The sequence below is a fragment of the Alicyclobacillus tolerans genome (assembly GCF_900142255.1).
Lineage (GTDB): Bacteria > Bacillota > Bacilli > Alicyclobacillales > Alicyclobacillaceae > Alicyclobacillus_I > Alicyclobacillus_I tolerans.
The window spans coordinates 53,617-71,675 of the sequence record NZ_FRAF01000005.1; the positions used below are offsets into that span (position 1 = coordinate 53,617).

Annotated in this window: 15 protein-coding genes and 2 riboswitches; of the genes, 9 read left to right on the forward strand and 6 right to left on the reverse strand. The window is 44.6% G+C overall.

The features are described 5' to 3' along the window. Window positions 1–46 precede the first annotated feature (46 nt). The 5 genes from BUA75_RS03940 to BUA75_RS03960 all read left to right on the forward strand — a co-directional run bounded on the left by BUA75_RS03940 (window position 47) and on the right by BUA75_RS03960 (window position 7,080). Window positions 47–1,648, forward strand: a complete 1,602-nt coding sequence (locus BUA75_RS03940; protein WP_072873290.1) for a hypothetical protein — start codon at window positions 47–49, stop codon at window positions 1,646–1,648. 149 nt (window positions 1,649–1,797) lie between these two features. Continuing rightward, window positions 1,798–2,886, forward strand: a complete 1,089-nt coding sequence (tal, locus tag BUA75_RS03945) for a transaldolase (RefSeq protein ID WP_072873291.1) — start codon at window positions 1,798–1,800, stop codon at window positions 2,884–2,886. Window positions 2,887–3,051: 165 nt separating this feature from the next. Next, window positions 3,052–3,216, forward strand: a riboswitch (M-box (ykoK) riboswitch). A gap of 213 nt (window positions 3,217–3,429) precedes the next feature. Beyond that, window positions 3,430–4,773, forward strand: coding sequence for an NRAMP family divalent metal transporter (locus tag BUA75_RS03950; RefSeq protein WP_072873292.1), 1,344 nt, complete (start codon window positions 3,430–3,432; stop codon window positions 4,771–4,773). A 51-nt stretch (window positions 4,774–4,824) separates the two neighbouring features. Beyond that, on the forward strand, window positions 4,825–5,019 hold the full coding sequence (locus BUA75_RS03955) for a hypothetical protein (protein ID WP_072873293.1): 195 nt from the start codon (window positions 4,825–4,827) through the stop codon (window positions 5,017–5,019). A gap of 297 nt (window positions 5,020–5,316) precedes the next feature. Continuing rightward, window positions 5,317–7,080 (forward strand): ATP-binding protein, encoded by a 1,764-nt coding sequence (locus BUA75_RS03960; protein WP_072873294.1) that lies wholly within the window; start codon window positions 5,317–5,319, stop codon window positions 7,078–7,080. An 8-nt stretch (window positions 7,081–7,088) separates the two neighbouring features. Here the strand turns inward: BUA75_RS03960 and BUA75_RS03965 are convergent, their stop codons facing one another. After that, window positions 7,089–8,315, reverse strand: coding sequence for an ROK family transcriptional regulator (locus BUA75_RS03965; RefSeq protein ID WP_072873295.1), 1,227 nt, complete (start codon window positions 8,313–8,315; stop codon window positions 7,089–7,091). A 359-nt stretch (window positions 8,316–8,674) separates the two neighbouring features. Here BUA75_RS03965 and BUA75_RS03970 point away from each other — a divergent pair, with 359 nt between their 5' ends. The 3 genes from BUA75_RS03970 to BUA75_RS03980 all read left to right on the forward strand — a co-directional run bounded on the left by BUA75_RS03970 (window position 8,675) and on the right by BUA75_RS03980 (window position 11,913). Then, window positions 8,675–10,000 (forward strand): ABC transporter substrate-binding protein, encoded by a 1,326-nt coding sequence (locus BUA75_RS03970; protein ID WP_072873296.1) that lies wholly within the window; start codon window positions 8,675–8,677, stop codon window positions 9,998–10,000. Between the two features lie 200 nt (window positions 10,001–10,200). Further along, a complete protein-coding gene (locus BUA75_RS03975) occupies window positions 10,201–11,085 on the forward strand; it encodes a carbohydrate ABC transporter permease (protein ID WP_083574073.1) in 885 nt (294 codons plus the stop codon). A gap of 6 nt (window positions 11,086–11,091) precedes the next feature. After that, window positions 11,092–11,913 carry a carbohydrate ABC transporter permease gene (locus BUA75_RS03980; RefSeq protein ID WP_203115633.1) on the forward strand — a complete coding sequence of 274 codons (822 nt, stop codon included), beginning with the start codon at window positions 11,092–11,094 and terminating at the stop codon, window positions 11,911–11,913. A gap of 61 nt (window positions 11,914–11,974) precedes the next feature. Here the strand turns inward: BUA75_RS03980 and BUA75_RS03985 are convergent, their stop codons facing one another. After that, window positions 11,975–12,895, reverse strand: a complete 921-nt coding sequence (locus BUA75_RS03985) for a hypothetical protein (RefSeq protein ID WP_129583512.1) — start codon at window positions 12,893–12,895, stop codon at window positions 11,975–11,977. Window positions 12,896–13,129: 234 nt separating this feature from the next. After that, window positions 13,130–13,214: riboswitch (cyclic di-GMP riboswitch) on the forward strand. A 179-nt stretch (window positions 13,215–13,393) separates the two neighbouring features. Here BUA75_RS03985 and BUA75_RS03995 point away from each other — a divergent pair. Then, complete coding sequence (locus tag BUA75_RS03995) at window positions 13,394–14,758, forward strand: transglutaminase family protein (protein WP_072873300.1); 1,365 nt, start codon at window positions 13,394–13,396, stop codon at window positions 14,756–14,758. 54 nt (window positions 14,759–14,812) lie between these two features. Here BUA75_RS03995 and mntR read toward each other — a convergent pair whose 3' ends face one another. From mntR to sleB, 4 genes are all read right to left on the reverse strand, one after another. Then, window positions 14,813–15,235: a transcriptional regulator MntR gene (gene mntR / locus BUA75_RS04000; RefSeq protein ID WP_072873301.1), complete on the reverse strand. Its 423-nt coding sequence runs from the start codon at window positions 15,233–15,235 to the stop codon at window positions 14,813–14,815. Window positions 15,236–15,331: 96 nt separating this feature from the next. Then, window positions 15,332–15,580, reverse strand: coding sequence for a hypothetical protein (locus BUA75_RS04005; RefSeq protein ID WP_072873302.1), 249 nt, complete (start codon window positions 15,578–15,580; stop codon window positions 15,332–15,334). Window positions 15,581–15,592: 12 nt separating this feature from the next. Beyond that, entirely contained in the window at window positions 15,593–16,906 is a 1,314-nt protein-coding gene (locus tag BUA75_RS04010) for an NRAMP family divalent metal transporter (RefSeq protein ID WP_207549702.1), read from the reverse strand. A 235-nt stretch (window positions 16,907–17,141) separates the two neighbouring features. After that, complete coding sequence (gene sleB / locus BUA75_RS04015; protein WP_083574059.1) at window positions 17,142–17,981, reverse strand: spore cortex-lytic enzyme; 840 nt, start codon at window positions 17,979–17,981, stop codon at window positions 17,142–17,144. Window positions 17,982–18,059: the final 78 nt, after the last annotated feature.

Genomic DNA, 18,059 nt, shown 5'->3' on the forward strand with positions numbered 1-18,059 from the left:
TGTAAGGTGACGAAAAAGGAAATAGATATGTAGGAGTCGGATGGATATGAAAGGTGAGAGTGACCGTTGGTCTCATCCGGATGAGTGGAATCTAGTGAGCCAAACCAGCGACGGGAATTACGGCAACGGCCATGAGACATGGAAGATTGGAAGCACTTGGACCAAATTCCTTTTCCCCTTTCTTTTTGATGTGGATATTGCAGGCTACGCGGATTCGGCACATCCCAAAGTGAGTGACTATTTTGTGGAATCACAATGGGTGCGCCGAGTGTGGGTAGAACACGAGTACGACCTTGCAGAATTAGACAACATGCTCCCCTACGTCAAACAGTATCTAAAATTACCAGATAACCACAGGCGTTTTCGAATGAATGACGCTTGCATCAGTCCACGATTGGTGTTTGCTTTTCAACAGCCTTCCTTGGCTTGCGCATTTCGCATCGCTTCCATTGAGATGGATATATTCTATAACGGTGTAGGGTTTATCTCCATTGAAATTGAACCGCTTGCTGAAGGTGGCCCATGTCCTAAAGCGCCTCTCACCATCGAACAAGTGGAACAAACCAATGCCCAATTGGCTTCTATTACGAATGGTGTTCCCTTTCGCGTGGTGGGTAGTGTGTTTCAGGAAGAAGAGATGGACAGAGAATCGAAACTTTTTCTAGATAACGAATATGCGGATTGGTGCGATTTACATAAGTCTTACACACTGAAATCTTTGCTGGATGAATTACTATTATTGCCATTTCGGGAAGACGACCATCTTTCCATCACCCCAATGATCGATCGTTTTTTGCCGATTTACGGTGCGCTGCTTCTTCACCCAACGCGCGCTTCAGAGCCGATTGAACGGCTGGATGAACAGTTTTTTCACTTCGCGGAAAGCCATTTGACGATTCTTCGCAAGACGTTTACGCCCAATCATATCAGTCGTTTTTCGCAATTGCACGTGGATGAAGAAGGGCATAATTATATGCCTTACCACAATGTGATTCATTCTCAATCTTTAGATGGCGGTTTTGTGCTTGCCTACGATAATGGACTGGCCCATTACCAAGGTGAGCGGCCGCGAGCTATGGAGTCGTTTCGCACAAACTATTTTTATATGATGCTGGTTCCCTTTCATCAGCGTCTCTCCATATTGCGCTATGCTTCAGAGATGGCGAATCTGGCAGTTTCACCGAGGCGCGGCGAACGAGCTCGCAAAATTCGTGAGCAGATTTACGATTTCTCGTCTCGGTGTTATTTTCGTCAAGCCTCCGTCAGTGAAGAAAGAAATACGATTTATCGACGTTGGCAGTCCATCTTTCATGTTACCGAAATGTTTCTCGATCTCAAACAAGAGGTTCACGACATTGATAATTATCTGGCCGAACTCTATCGTTCCCGTGATGCGGCTTTGCGCGACAAGATGATGCGCCGTGATATGCGCTCATCTCAATTGTTTGGCCTCATCACACTCGTTTTTCTGCCGATTACGATTACTACGCAAATCATCATGAGTATTCCTGTACTGCAAAGTTGGATTCAGCCAGAACGGCATCCGCTTCACTCCCTGATGATTTTATTTCTCATGATTCTCTTTGTGGCCTGCATGTTATATTTCATTTTGCGTTACGTGCGGCGAGCTGCTATCAAGGATGTCTAATGAGCCCATGGAAGTAAGCGGTGGATTTTGGGGTATTCTACTATGGATGATTGAAAACTTCCTTTCATTTGTTTGGTAGTCCAATGAATTCGGCGGTATGATAAGGGAAGAAAGACAATAGGATACTGTTGGCAGGAGAGTGGTGGAGAATGAACGCACTGCAACAATTGCATCAACTTGGTCAGAGTATATGGTATGACAATGTAGAACGCGGTCTGATTGAATCGGGGGAAATGGCTAAACTGATTAGTCAAGGAGTGCGTGGAGTCACCTCCAACCCAACCATTTTTGAAAAGGCGATTCTGGGCGGACACCATTATGATGAAGCGATTGCTGAAGCGGTTCGCAAAAATTTTACACTCGATGAATTGTATGATGATCTTGTCTTTCACGATATTCTGGCTGTGGCCAAATTATTGCGTCCTGTTTATGATGAGTCCAAAGGCGAAGATGGATACGTTAGTCTGGAAGTTTCGCCCCGTCTGGCTCAAGACCAAGAGGGTACTGTAAAAGAAGCATTACGTCTATGGCGAGCTCTGCAACAACCCAATTTGATGATTAAAGTTCCGGCAACTGACGCGGGCATCGGAGCGGTTCAAGAATTGATTCGGGAAGGTGTTAACGTTAACGTAACGTTAATTTTTGGCTTGCATCAATACGCTCAAGTGCTCGAAGCTTATATTCGCGGTTTGGAAGCTCGCCATCAAGCAGGGCAGTCTCTGCATGTGGCTTCTGTAGCCAGTTTCTTCGTCAGTCGAGTAGACACGCATGTAGACCATCAGTTGCAGGAAAAAGGAAACCAGGAGCTGCAGGGCAAAGCTGCGGTGGCCAACGCTCAACTTGCGTATCAGCACTTTATGAAAGTTAGTCAGAGTGATAGATGGAAAAAACTTTCTGATGCAGGAGCCCAACCCCAACGTCCGCTGTGGGCGTCTACCAGCACAAAAAACCCTAGTTATTCACCATTACTTTATGTGGAGACGTTGGTAGGCCCGCAAACTGTCAACACAGTCCCTCCAGTGACACTTGAGCATATTCTCAAAGCAGAACAATTTTCGCGCACGGTTGATGCGGATTTGTCTAACGCAGAGAAAACGGTCCATGATTTGCGCGCAATTGGACTGGATTTAGAGGAAGTTGGCAAGGTTTTACTGAGAGAAGGATTGGATAGTTTTAGTAAGTCGTTTACCACACTTTGGGACGCGTTGCAGAAGCGAATTGACGAAGCGAAAAAATAAAATAAAATGAGGTAATTTCTGATAAAAGCGCTTTCTAAGCATTGACAAACTTGTGTGGACTGCGCATAATAAGCGTGTCATTGACTATGAAGAATAAATGGTCTTGTGTCCAGTCACCTTTGATAATTCTGTTCATATCATGGCAACATAAAAACTGAATGCAAGTGAAGTCCTCGTTAGGCGAGGCTTCTATACGAAAAGATGCCACTGCCCGGAAACGTGGAAACACGCCAATGGGTTGAACAGGTACTGCCGGCTTAAGGCTTTACTTAATGTGGCTGGGGGAATCCCTAAGTCGTATAGTGCCAAAGCTCAACCAGGGGGATAATGAATGTAGACGCGTGTTGTATTTGCGCGTTCACATAACCCCCTAGGACTGTGGTCTTAGGGGGTTTCGTAGTGTCGGGCTCAAAACAAGGAAGGAGGTGGTAGGTATGGATAGTTCCCCTAGTCGAACTAGTCAAATTTTTTCATTGTCGTTTTGCATGAGTTTTCTTTACAGGGGGAGACTGTCCTCCTATCCCGAATTCCGAGGTGAGTCCAATGGCAAAAAATCTAAACTATATTGAAACAGACGCACAACTGGATTGGAAAATTCGCCAGCAGGATATGCAGCGTGTTGCCTCTCTCCATGCTAAGCGTGGAATTTGGGCCAAAATCATGTTGCTTCTCGTTTTGATAGGCCCTGGCGTTTTGACCATGATTGCTGATAATGACGCTGGCGGCGTCATCACCTATGCGCAGACTGGCGCGACTTACGGTATAGGTTTCTTTATCCCATCGCTGATTATTGCTGGCTTTATTGCTTATGTCGTACAGGAAATGACCGTTCGTCTTGGTGCTGTCACCCATCGCGGTCATGCCGAAATGATATGGGGTCGATATGGTTCCTTTTGGGGCTGGTTTTCACTGGTCGATCTCGTTATCGCGAATGTCTTGACCCTGGTTACTGAGTTCATTGGCATTAAAATTGGCATGGGTGTATTTGGAGTACCCACTTGGATCAGCGATGTTCTGGCGATTGCTTTGGACGTTTTTGTCCTGCTGGTTCTGCGCTACTATACTTGGGAGCGCATCTCACTCTGGATTGCGGCAGGTAACTTGATTTTTATCCCGCTTGTGCTGATGGCTAAACCTCATTGGTCGGTGGTGGCGGCATCTTTTGCCAACTGGAACATTCCTGGCGGATTTACAGCCATGTTCTTGTTCATTGTATTGGCTAACTTTGGAACAACCATTGCTCCGTGGATGCTCTTCTTTCAGCAATCCTCGGTGGTAGATAAAGGTTTGACGGTGAAAGATATTAAACACGGTCGTCTGGATACAGGCATTGGTACGCTGGCTATGGTTCTTGTAGCGCTGGCTATCATCGTTTTGACGGGTTCGCTTGTTCATGGTACGGGTAACGCCAATCTCAATATCTCGCAAATTATGGATATTATTGGACGTCGCTTAGGGCCCACTGGAGAGAAATTGTTTGCGCTAGGATTGGTTGAAGCGGGTACGATAGCGGCCATTGCCTTGACGGCCAGTACATCTTGGGCTATGGGGGAAGCGTTCCATTGGCCAAAGAGCATCAACATGCCAGCTCTGAAAGCTTGGAAGTTTTATTTGCCGGGAATTCTTAGTGCGGTTTTGGCGGCTGCTATTGTCATGATTCCGCATGCTCCACTTGGTTTCTTGAATATGCTGGTGCAGGTAATTGCGTCCATCTTTATGCCTGCCGCATTGCTCTTCTTGCTCTTGCTTCTGAATGACAAAGAGGTTATGGGGGAATATGTCAATCAAAAATGGCAAAATATTTCCGGATTCGTCATTATTGGCCTGCTCGTAGTACTGAATGGTCTGTATGGTTTGACGGTTATATTCCCCAATCTCTTCTCGTGACGAGAAAAACCATGAGTGAGTTCATTTCGATAGACAGGGAGGTTGAACCACATGTTGAACAACGGATCGGCAGAAAAAAATGATGTTTTGGTAGAACTCAACAAGGTGACACCCATTCCCGTTCATGCACCTTTGCAAAGAGCCAAAGTAAAGGGTTGGGTCAATGTGGTGTTCTGGGGATTGCGGATCTACATTCTGGCTATGGTTGTTCTGGTCATCATAGGTTTTGCCAGGGGGACTTTGTGAGATGGATATAGACGGTTCTCGATGTAAAGATGATGTGAAATTCAAAGGCACCGACAGTTAAACGCTCTGGAGTCTCAGGTCGTAATTATCTGTCGGTGTTTTCCTAATCAAATACAGGGACAAATTATTTTTCTTCTATATGAACATTTTCCCGGGTCATATGATACACTAGATCTACCCCGTACATTTTCATTTCATGAACATACTACACGTTTATTTTAGTTGTCAATTCATGGGTAGGTTCACCCAAACACCTCTTTGTAAGTGAATATTGCAGATAAAAGGAAGACTACACTCTTGAAATGGCGGACAAGATTTTGGGCAGGATTGTTTTTGACCGGAGTGTTATATACTTTCACATTTTTACAAACGAATCATAACCATTTGTTGATTCTGTTATTTTTGTTTGTGTTGGCGCAGGTTTTCATTTTATTTCCAGTTAAAATAGGCAGGCTAATCATTTTTCCAGGCACATTGGTGGCAAATTTATTAATCTTTCGCAGTGCACCGCTTTGGCTTAGTCTTGCTTTATTGGTGGGTACTCTGCTTTCTTCCAATTGGATTGTATCACGTGAACTATCTATTCGTATAAATTTTGCCCAATCTGTCAGGCGCTATTTTTCTTTTGCTCTAGGCTACCTGATTACAGATGGATTTATGAACCTTGCTGAGGGCTGGCCTCCATTGGCACTGGCGGTTTCATCAGTATTTCTGTTTGAATTTATTCAGTGGCTTATAGATACAAGACAAGTTGTGATTCGCAATCCCAAAAAGTTCTTTTATGGTGGATGGCGATATGTTTTGTTGCGTCAATCCTATTGGCTCTGGCCGCTTCTGGCTGCCGTTATAGGACTTTGGCGCTCGTTAATCGTGGTAACCACCAATGATACAAATATTCGCAACGACCTGTTCTGGATTGCAATTCCTTATATCAGCTTCTCCATGCTGATTTATCATTTCAATGAATTGCGCGAAAAGCAGCAGGAGCTCCATTTTCATTATCGGCTGGTTGCGGAGAATATCAATCGATACATCGTGTTTGTGGATAAATCGCAAATCATTCGATATTGCTCTGGCAATTTAATTGAAAATTGCGGTGATTTTTGTGGGCAGTCGCTGGAAGCGGTTGCTTGGAAATTTCTTTCCGAAGATAACATGTCAAAAATTGTGAAAGGTTATCAAAAGGCTCTGGAAACAGAAAAGTCACAACAGTTTACATTTCATGAGCATCGCGCGAATCATTTTATTGCGTTCGATCTCGATATATCTCCCGCCATGAATGAGCAGGAGCGTTTGCTTGGTGTGGTACTCGTGGTCAATAACGTGACAGAACGAGAGCAGTGGCGAGAGAAAGTGGCTAAGGCGGATCGGTTGGCAGTGGTCAGTCAAATGGCTGCGGGTGTCGCTCATGAAATTCGTAATCCAGTTACTTCAATTAAAGGATTTTTGCAACTTTCACGTGATTTATATAAAGATCATCCGAAATATTGGCAAATGATGTATAGCGAACTGACCAATATAGAACAGGTGATTAACGACTATTTGCAACTAGCGCATTCTCTTTCCGCATCGACTGCTATTTACTTCAATTTGCGCGAATGGTTGAACATATGGATGGAAGAAGTAAGGAGTAAAGCGCAGCAACAGAGTGTTTATGTGGATGAACGAGTGATAGAAGAAGATGTGTGGATTTTAGGCCATCCGCACGCTTTGGGCAGAGCGTTTGCTTGTATTTGGCAAAATGCGCTTGAAGCTATGGGGCAGGGTGGGAGATTAACCATTTTACTTGAAATAAGAGAAAATAAAGTCGTTTGGCAAATTATTGACACTGGAGTTGGCATGTCCATAGAACGTGTTCGCCACCTAGGAGAACCTTTTTACGGCACTTCCGAGCGAGGGATAGGAATTGGTTTAATGATTGCCAATAAATTAGTATCTGAGCATCAAGGGGAGTTGGTTATTGAAAGTAAACCAGGTCACGGTACCCAAGTAACCATTCGATTGCCAAGATACACCTATCCTCTGCCCAAACCTCAGGATTCAAATGGCATCAATTCTTAGACTTTGATTTAATGTGGCAAAGTAAGCGGGGTTGGAAATTCGCCGCTCTCTTTTAAACTTTCTATATCCACCAGCAGCAGAGAACGAAGTACAAGCTGGGCAGCGCCATGTACAACCGTCTCAGGTGAGGCAATGTGTACTTTGACACGGCGATTGAGGGAAACAGCGCGATTGGCGACTGTGCGTTCAATATCGGGCAAGATATAGTTTCCTGCTAACACAATCGGTCCACCAATCATGGCAATTTGCGGATTCAATCCATTTAATACATTAGCAAGCCCAATGCCAATATGTTGACCAAGAGTTTGGAAGGCGCGAATATAGAGAGCATCGCCCGTATCAGCGCGTAGAACACACTCCTCAATAAAATGCGCACTCGGGAATGAGGGGAGATTATAAGCCCCAACCTCCTGAAGGTAACGAAGAAGTGCCCGTTCGGAAGCGTATTGTTCCCAACATCCATATGAGCCGCAAGAACATTTCAGCCCCATTGCAGCAATGGTTGTGTGTCCAAATTCTCCTGCAATTCCATCGTATCCATGAATCAGATTGCCATTGGTGATAATACCCACACCTGTTCCCATGCCTACGTTGACAAAGACCAGATGGTTCAGATGGCAGGTTTGTTGTACAGCTAATGCGCCACAATTCGCGTCGTTGTCAATAAAAATAGGGATTTTTAGATTTGCGCGCAAGCTTTCTAAGAAGTTCCACTCATGAATTTCAAGGTTCGGCAAATAATGCAGATATCCGGTTTGTGAATTGACCATGCCAGGGATGGCCACACCTGCTCCAATGACGCCGTATTTACTCGTTGGTGCTTTAGAAATCACCTTTTTTGAAGCAGCAATAAGACTCTGCAACAGTGCTTCCTGAACACTCATTCCATCAGACAGATAGATGGGTTCGTGATGTTGTTCTATGATTTTGCCGCTCAGGTTGCAGAGGGCAACAGTCACATGAGTAATCTGTACATCGATACCAATGCAGTAGCCGGCGTTTTCGTTCAGGGAGAGCAACATGGGTTTGCGGCCGCCGCGTGATTCACCATAACCAATCTCGATAACAAACTCTTCCGCAATGAGTTCGTCAACAATGGAAGAGATGGTTGCTTTATTCATTTCAAGTAAATTGGCAATATCCACCCGAGAGATAGGGGCATTTTGGTAGATGGTTCGAAAGACAGCTGTTTTATTAAAACGTCGCATCATGGCGCTGTCGATGGAGGTGGTCAAGGTTTCTCACTCCCAACCTAAAATAGCGAAAAAATTTTCGAAAACGAATTGAAATTTCGTTGAAATAAGATTGAAGATAGTTTATCATACAAACCAAGTTCAGAAAAAGAGGACGCTTTCATAAGATTGGAGACCTTTTTTACTCATCTTTACTTGAGATTTCGTTGAATCGAGCAACCATGGTCCTATTTTTTCGCCCAATTTGACAACCAATGAAATCGAAAGAAAGTTTCTCCTGTAAGCGTTCTCCAGGTCAATCTTTACTTTAAATCTTTTCGTTCCATAAGGCGCGCGTTTCTGCTTGCTGATTCGATAGCATGCAGAATCGTGAATGAACACGCCAATAGGAGGGGTCATACGTGAAAAAATTTAGAAAAATAGGTGTCGCGGCAGTAGGAGTTTTGACATTGACTGCGCTCGTTTCTGGTTGTGGAACTGCCAATACGACGAATTCTACACCAAGCTCCAGTGCTCCGGTACCAACAGGAAATGCTGGAACAACTGGCAAATTGGAGATTTTCTCTTGGTGGACAGGTGTTGCATCATCTAAAGCGTTGAAAGCTTTGATTCATGTTTTTAATGAAAAATATCCTCACGTCCAAGTTATCAATGAAGCAGTGGCGGGTGGAGCAGGTTCAAATGCGCATGCCGTTTTGGCTAGCCGCATGACAAACAACAATCCTCCAGGAACCTTCCAAGTGCACGCTGGTAATGGATCTTTGTATTCTTGGGTACAAGCTGGAGACTTGGATTCCTTAAACAACCTTTACCAAAGTCAAGGATGGTTGAATAAGTATCCGAAATCATTACTCAATTTGATTACCTTTAATGGGAATATTTACGCTGTGCCTGTAGATATGCAGAGAGCCAATGTGCTTTGGTACAATCCGTCCATTTTCAAGAAATACAATCTGACACCGCCAACTACCTTTAGTCAGTTTTTCCAAGACGCTAAAGTATTAAAAGCGCATGGTATTACTCCGCTCGCTTTGGCCAATCATGGAAACTGGGAAACGACGCTTCTCTTTAGCGACGTATTGTTAGGTACGGTTGGATATACGGATTACAACAAATTATTGCATGGTCAAATGTCTTGGAACAGTCCTGGTGTTGTGCAGGCTGCGAATACCTTCACCAAAATGATGCAATATACCAATTCCGATGCTTCTGCCCTGCACTGGCAACAGGCTGATCAATTGGTGGCGAATGGTCAAGCGGCTATGAACGTAATGGGTGACTGGGCACAAGGTTACTTTAAGACCACGTTGAACCTGACACCTGGCAAAGACTTTGGTTGGGCGCCGACACCTGGTACTCAAGGAGTGTTCTCAGTAGTTTCCGACGTCTTTGCTCTGCCTTCCAAACTCAGCGCTTCACAAAAAGCAGTGGCTCTGAATTTCTTGAAAGTCCTTGGATCGGCCGAGGGGCAAAAAGTGTTCAATCCATTGAAAGGTACTTTCTCGCCTCGTCTTGATGCAAATCCAAGTGATTACGATGCGTACTCTCAAGCGGCCATGAAGTCGTATCAAAAAGACCAGCTTACACTTTGTATTGGTCAGGGTGCTGTAAACCCAGGCTTTACTACAGCCTTTGAGAATGCTATGGCCATTTTTGTTACAAACCACAATACCAAGCAGTTTATTCAATCTATTGAGAATGCGGCTCAAACCAATCCTTTGAGCTAAACTGCTAGGATGCTAAAAAAGAAGAAGGCTGCCCCGTCTGTGCAAAAGCCAGGCGGGGAACCTTTTTGCAGCGGTATAGTCCGCTAAGAATATGTGAGATTGGCAGGTGAGAGCGCTTGAGTCAAGTGGTGGATGTGCAATTAGCCAAAACAGGACCTGAACGTCGGAGAAAACGGCTCTCGTCAGGGAAAATTTGGTCTATGATCACGTTGATTCCGTCCATGATTCTCTTACTCATTTTTGTGTATGGTTTTATTGGCTGGACGGGTTGGGTTTCAACAACCGCTTGGAACAGCATCATTCCCAATTTTCTTTCCGTAGGTTTAAAGAATTATCAGATAGTCTTTCAAACGTTTCGTTTTCAATCAGATATTCGGAATATGGTTGTTTTTACCGTTCTATTCATTCTCATCTGTCTGATTGTAGGCTTGTGTCTGGCATTATTAATTGATCAGCGCATTAAAGCGGAGTCTTTTTTCCGCAGTCTCTATCTCTTTCCCATGGCGATTTCTGCAGTTGCCACGGGTGTTGTTTGGTCTTGGCTGCTGAATCCAGACACTGGCGTGAACTTGATATTAAAAGCTTTTGGGCTTAAACATGTGCCCCAATGGTTTCTGAGTACTCGAATAGTTCCAGGTATTCCGGGTGGACAAATTCAAATTGGTATTCCTATTGCTCTTTTGGCTGTGCTGATAGCATCCGTTTGGCAGATGTCAGGCTTTGCAATGGCCGTATATCTTGCTGGATTACGCGGTATACCTGATGAATTAAAAGAGGCGGCAAAAATTGACGGTGCTAATGCCTGGAGAACTTTTTGGTCAGTCATTCTCCCGCAATTGAAGGCCACGACAACAACCATCATTATTATTTTGACTGCAGCATCCTTGAAGGTGTTTGGCTTGATTTATGCCATGACCGGTCCCGGACAGGATTTTGTCACGGACATGCCAAGTATGAATATGTTTCAAACGACCTATCAGGGAGATCAGTTTGCGCAAGGTGCGGTTATTTCCATTGTCATGTTAATTTTGATAGCTCTCTTTATCATTCCCTATCTCATATCGACTCTACGGGAGGAGGAGTAAACCATGTTGGCGATTCGAAGAATCAATCGCGGGCTGCTCTACGTATTGTTGCTGCTCATTGCCTGTTTTTACCTCATTCCCGTATATGTTGTTTTGGTCACCAGTTTTAAAACCAATACAGAAGTTAGTCTGTCGCAAATGTGGTGGCTTCCACACCAATGGAGTTTACAGGCGCTTGGTGCTGCTTGGCATGCTTTGGGCCCTAATTTTGGTAACAGCTTTATGTTGGCCATTCCTGCCACCATCTTGGCGTCACTGTTTGGCTCCATTAATGGCTACGCATTATCTAAATGGAAGTTTAAAGGCGCCAATGTGGTGTTCTTTCTCATATTGTTTGGAATGTTTATTCCTTATCAAAGCGTATTGATTCCGCTCTTGAAAGTACTTGATTTGATTTCTCTGTACAATACAATTCCTGGCCTGATTTTGGTTCACGTGGTTTATGGAATTCCTATTTGTACACTCATATTCCGTAATTTTTACGCTTCGATTCCAACGGATATTATTGAATCTGCGCAAATTGACGGAACAGGGTATTGGGGGATCTATCGGCATATCATTTTGCCGCTTTCTATTTCTGGATTTGTGGTAGCGGGAATTTGGGAGTTTACACAAGTATGGAATAACTTCCTCTTTGCCGTGGCTGTGACCAATCCACCTCATCAGCCTGTGACAGTAGCCCTTGTCAATATCGCGGGCAGTCAAACTGTGCAATTTAACGAGCAGATGGCCAGTGCCTTGATTGCGTCGATTCCAACGTTGATTGTTTATATCTTCCTGGGTAAATATTTTGTTCGAGGACTACTGGCGGGATCGGTTAAAGGTTAATCAAAAAGATTATGCAGAAGATGTTTCTATTTAGCCGTGCCCAGCAAATGAGCCATTCGGTTCATGAGCGGGCGCGGTTTGATTTTGAAGAAGATAAACGACGTAAAAGGTTTAATAATGCAGAAATACTCACCCACATAGAACCCCAAACAAAAGAAGAGGCAAGAGCGGTACTAAAATGGAAATAAAGATTTGCTGGATTCCCATCCACCGTTATATTAGAGAGAAAGGGAGCATTAAGCGGAGTATGGAGACCCATGCCTGTTAAACTGGATTGGTGGAAGAGGTTAAGTATGTGCTCCCGCAACCAGCCAAACAGGCGGGCGAAACCGGCTGCAACAAGGTACCATGGATAAAGAAAAGCAATCAAGACAGCAACAATGGGCGCAAAAGAGATGACACCGAGATCGAGCAAAAGTATACAGGCCCACCAATACCAGCGGATTCGCAAATAGCGTTCTAGTTTTTCTTTGATGAGTGTAGCGCCCCAGATAGCCAGATAAGGGAGCGGTACAACACAAAGTAAGCGCCAACGAATCGTTTGACGTTTACGCGACAGTGTTTGTGGACTGTAAAAGTTTGTATCCGTGTCTGGTGGCTGGATATCCAATCGTGGTTTTTCCAATGTAGATGCATTTTCCGCACCGGAGCTCCGCTCTTTGCGCTTCCATCCTGAATAGACGACGGGGCGCTCAGAGTTGGCTTCCGGTAATTCTTCCACGGCGTTTGAATGTGCATCTGAACGTCGTAACGCTGTACAATAGGCGAGTCCAGCTAAGAATTCACTTTTCGTCATACGTCTTTGAAACAGTTCATGATCTGAGAGATCAAATCCATCCATATCCAAAATCCACAGACCGTAGGTTTGTTCCCATTCCCGTAAAGTTTTTCTTTCTTCTGTAGGGCGACTGTATCTGCGCACGTCTTTCACCTCTGCAGCATGCTCTGCTAGCAGAATACCTATCCTATCGATTTGCTGCAACTGGTAAAAAAAGAGCGATCCAATTGGATCGCTGTAAGGGGGTTAGGGCTGTTCCATGGGAATGATTATAAGTTAGAAATATTGAAAGAGCATTGAAAAAATCAACACTCGGCCAACAGGACAAATTCTCATTTCTGTTCTCTTTAAAATAAAATAGACAAAAAACTTCGACACCTATTTACAATTTTCGTATGTTTGATAAAATAATAGACATCAAGTCGCATATTCCACCAACGATGCTCAGGGCAAACCAGTAGAAATGCTGGGACGCAAAGCTTCGGGTCTACGGGTTAATACCTATGATAGCCGGGCTGCCATGGTTGCTGATGTTAAAGAGCAATCTTCCCTGGGGAGATTGCTCTTTTTTCTCCAAACCCAAGGCTGGTTGTCCTTTGCTTCGGCACCGCTGCTCACCCTCCGAATGTCTGCATCCCCCCAGTCAATGCTGTGCAGACATTCGGCACCACGCGGTGTGGTGGCTTTGGAGGAAAAATAGACATGGAAAAGCATGGATGGGCTGTAGGGGTAGCAACGATTTCAACACTTTCCATAGGGGCGTTCTGTGCGCCACAAGTTTTCGCAGATGGTCTTTCCGCATCTCATTTTCCCAATCAAGCACAATCCGATAGTATGTATTGGTCAAGAGCTAGCAATGACTTTTATATACAAGCCAGTAGTGTACCTTATACAGAGAGTGGGACGCAAACACTGCTTAATATTCAACCTGGAGAGCCGTTATACTTAATGGCCTATACAGGTGACAAAAATCTGACTTCAGTTCGTTGGTTGGTCAATAGTCCGGATGCTGCCATTGTGCCGGATTCACCAGATGAAATCTGGAAGTATGGCTCCAACACAGTCCAAATGGCTGTTTTCACAGCCAGTGAGCCTGGTATTTATACAGTGCAAGCTAGCTCCGAGGGTCAATACAGTGTGCCTTTGGTACTGATAGTAGGGTTACAACAGTTAGCAGGTCAAATTTCTCCTCAATCAGCTAAATGGACAGGTGTACAGCCCTTCTCTGCAACTGATGCCGGACCAGCGTTAGCTACTGGCGAGACGGGTAATATTCAATATGTAGAGTACAACCCCATAGCCAATACAGACTGGATTCCTGTACAGGGAACGGTCATGGGGGATGAATCTCATGTTGTCGTTCAGCTATCCAGTAACAGTGGACAAGGTATATGGAATTATCTTCTCCCTGTGCAAAATCACGAATTCTCGGCAGATATTCGTTCTCCGTTTACTGGAAGTATAAGTATTTCCTATATTTCACAATTTTATCACCAGCTAAATACTTCTGGAGATTACACATGGCAAGGGGGATATACACTTTCTATCAATGGACCGCAAACAAGTGAGTCCAGAAAGGCGTTACTGTATTCAGCGTTTATGGATGGAAATGTAAATCCGAATGCCAGTATGATAGCGAGCCAAATTTTCGCCAATTCTCCATCTCAAGAAACGGCTGCGGCAGCTATTGCAAATTACGCCAGTGAGAGCATGTCGTATGATTGGTCCATGGTAGATGGGGGCAAGTATTTGTTTGAAGATGTTGCATCAGCGTTCTCTTTGCGTAGTGGTGTTTGCGAAGAGATTGCCGAATTAGCAGCAACGATGATGAAATCAGTTGGCATTCCCGCAGAAACTGTGATTGGTAAAGCCCCAGTCAATAGTGCGGAAGATAATCATGAGTGGCTTCAAGCGGACGTGGGAGGCCGTTGGGTAGTCATGGATCCGACTTGGGATAGTCCCAATCAAGGCCCCAATACTTTATTGTCCAACGAATATATGACAGAAACCGTTTCTCTTGAGACTAGCCATCTGCCTGATAATCGCCTGGTGGGCAGTATTCAGTAATCGCAGCTTAATGATGTAAGGTGATTCAAAAAGCTAAGACGCAGGTATTGCGCCTTAGCTTTTTTGTTTGGACCATTGATTGAATTCTTCCCACCATTCGGGATGAGCTTCAATAAACTCCATCAGGTTGCTGATTTTTTTCATGGCGTTGCGTGAAAAATAATGTTCAATACCTTCCACCGTTCGGTCAATTTCCTCTGTGTCCGTGAGACCAAGCGATTGAAGAAAAGACTCCAACATCTGATGTCGTTTGGATAGATGCAAACCAAGGGAATAGCCTTCTTGTGTCAGGTTAAGACCTCGGTAACGCTCGTAAATCAACAGTCCATCTTCATCTAATTTTTGAATCATTTTGGAAACCGAAGCATTATTGATACCGAGTCGGTCAGCAATATCGGTAACTCGTGCATAACCTTTATTTTGAATCAGAATCCAAATGGCTTCAATATAGTCTTCCTGACTCGGGGTGGTGGACACCGAGCAACACTCCTCTCCGCCTCGACCGCTGGGTTCGCGGATTTTGTGCGGACATCATTGATGTTGGTTGCGCGTTGTCTCAACCATTCGAGTCATTTATCGAAGGTTATTGACAACCGTGAATGCTACGGCAACCAACATGAAAACGACGTAAAGCCGCAGACCCCAAATTAAGGTCTTTAATCCCCAGCCGAGAGGCATACGGCCCATATTTTCCAAGCGCTGCATCGCTTCTTTTTGTTCAGTGAGCAACGCTTCAACAAGCTCCGGATGCTTCTCCATCTCTCTTTGTGTTCGTATTGTAACAGAACTTGTATCGTTCGTCGCTATGGAAGTTGTTGTCATGTTGTTCACCTCTTATAACGTGAAGTTGGGGAAAATGGCTGTCAAAGCGTACAGGATACCAGCTATGCAAATGAAGACGCCGATACTGATTGCTAATGTGTTGGCCCATGCCTTGTTGCGGTATTCGCCCATAATCTCCTTGTCATTGACGAGCAGGAGCAGAAAGCCTAATGCTGGTGGCATGGTGAGTACGGCGATCACGTTGACAATGAGTACCACCCATTCTAGTGGGAAATGGGGGATGAGGACAATGCCTCCAGCCACCATAACAATGGCGAATAGTGTTAAGTAAAAAGATTTAGCTTCTTTGAATGAACTGTTCAAGCTATGATTTTTCCTCTGAACTTCACCATATGCGTAAGCAGAAGAAGTTGAAATGGCAGTAGCAGCTACAAGCCCAGCTTCCATAATTCCTAGTGCAAACAAAGTGGAACCTGTTCGCCCAATGTACGGTTGGAGAGCTTGCGCAAACTGAGCCGCGCCAAACGACGCGCTGTTCATGTGATGAATAAACAAAGGTGATGTAGCAATGATGCAAGCCACTGCAGCTAGCGTAGCCAAAATTGCGCCAAGCAAAGTATCCAGTTGGCCGTGACGTATATCGTGTTTCGATAAGCCTTTATCTGTAACAGCACCTTGCTGGAAAAAGAGCATCCAGGGAGTGATTGTGGCGCCGATATCAGAAAGAAAGATGACCAGATTATTGTTATTTAGACCGCCGGCAGGAAACGGTTGAAATGTCAGAAAAGACTTTCCTACCGCACTCCAGTCGGGGTGAGCTAGCACTGCAATGGGAATAAACACTAGATTAAAGAGAGCCAATGCCATGGTAATTCTTTCCCATGACCAGTAACGGCGGAAGCTATAGGCCAAAAGAATGATTACAATGGCAACAGGGATAGCTATAAATTTAGAAATATGAAAATAGCTCGCTCCCGCCACCACACCGACAAACTCGGTAATAAGTGTTAGGAAATTGGTGAAAATCAAATCTATCATGGCAAAATTGCCCCAAAATCGTCCAAAACGTTTGTATATCAATTCCGCATGTCCTGCTTTGGACACGGCTCCAAGTCGGACAGTAATTTCTTGAACCACAAAGGCCATCAAAAAAGTTAGAACAACAAACGGAAGAAACACGCCGATTCCATATTGTGAACCGGAAGCAGAGTAAGAGAGCATGGAAGGTGCGTCATTCTCACCCAACATAACCAGTACACCTGGACCAATCAACAACCAAAGTAAACGTGCGTATTTACCTTTGGTTTTAGCATCCATAACTTTCCAACGATCCAGTGCTCTGGAGGTATTTTCACGCGCGTTCAAAAGATCACCTCTTTTCCTATAGTTGCACTTCATCCAAACTGAATGGGATAGGTTGCATCGTCAATATTTCTTTTGTGAATCAAAATTAGCCTAGAGAAACTTTTTTTGAAAGAAAAATGCCGCACAGTAAGGTTTTACCCAGATCACAATCTTTCCTGTGGGCAACTTCTATAGTTCATCTTATGTCGTCTATATGAAAGTTGCAACCCATTTTTTAAAATTTGTTGGGCATCCATTATTGCGAGAAAATTTGGTTACCTATTTTTGTAATTTCTGGTTTACCCCATATCCAGGGTGACGTAGAGGTTGCCGGGTTGAAATAGTAGAGAGCTGAACCGACTGGATCCCAGCCATGAATTGCGTCCATGACAGCCTGCAACGATTCAGCATTGTATGGTTCGTTGATGGTACCATTGCTGACACACTGAAAGGCTCCAGGCTGATAGATAATACCGGGTATACTTTGCGGAAATTTAGGATCTTTAAGTCGGTTGAGAATAACGTCTGCAACTCCTACCTGCCCCAGCAGGGGCTCGCCTTTGGCTTCTGCGTGCACGACATGAGCCATCAGATCAATATCAGCTGGCGTAAGCGCGCTGGTTCCAGAATTCGATACGGCAGCGCCTGTCACTACATCGCTGTTGGCAGGGACACTTTGACCGCTTGCTACGCTTTCCGCATTACTTTGGCCGTTCTGTGGATTGGGAACGATTTGGCCATCCGGAAGTTCCTCCATACCGTGTGGTAAAGGTCCGACATAATGCCATCCCTGAGTTGCCTTGACCAATTGCATTTTAGTCGCCATATTCACATAACCAGTGGGCTGCATGCCAAACGCGTATTGAAAATCACGCACCGCCCAATAAACATCCCACGTGAAAATACCGTTGATGGGACCGTGGTAGTATCCCAAATATTTTAAGCGGTTCTGCAATTCGTAAACGCTGTATCCAATACAGCCGTAGGAAAGATTGCGATCGGAAAAAGCTTGGACAGGGCTGTTGGGCAAAACGGCGAAACAGCTACCAGCTACCATACATGCCAGAAGCCACTGCAGACCGAATTTTTTTCTCACAATCCATCACCTCTCTTTATCAGCGTTTGCGAAAAACGGATGCCTTATGTACGAATCAGTGGATTCGAGTAAAAACTC

Bases quoted from the DNA above. Each gene is read 5' to 3' on its own strand.
- BUA75_RS04005 (WP_072873302.1), bottom strand. From the start codon at position 15,580: ATGACAACAACTTCCATAGCGACGAACGATACAAGTTCTGTTACAATA.
- BUA75_RS03950 (WP_072873292.1), top strand. From the start codon at position 3,430: ATGGCAAAAAATCTAAACTATATTGAAACAGACGCACAACTGGATTGG.
- BUA75_RS03940 (WP_072873290.1), top strand. From the start codon at position 47: ATGAAAGGTGAGAGTGACCGTTGGTCTCATCCGGATGAGTGGAATCTA.
- BUA75_RS03975 (WP_083574073.1), top strand. From the start codon at position 10,201: ATGATCACGTTGATTCCGTCCATGATTCTCTTACTCATTTTTGTGTAT.
- BUA75_RS03995 (WP_072873300.1), top strand. From the start codon at position 13,394: ATGGAAAAGCATGGATGGGCTGTAGGGGTAGCAACGATTTCAACACTT.
- BUA75_RS03955 (WP_072873293.1), top strand. From the start codon at position 4,825: ATGTTGAACAACGGATCGGCAGAAAAAAATGATGTTTTGGTAGAACTC.
- tal (WP_072873291.1), top strand. From the start codon at position 1,798: ATGAACGCACTGCAACAATTGCATCAACTTGGTCAGAGTATATGGTAT.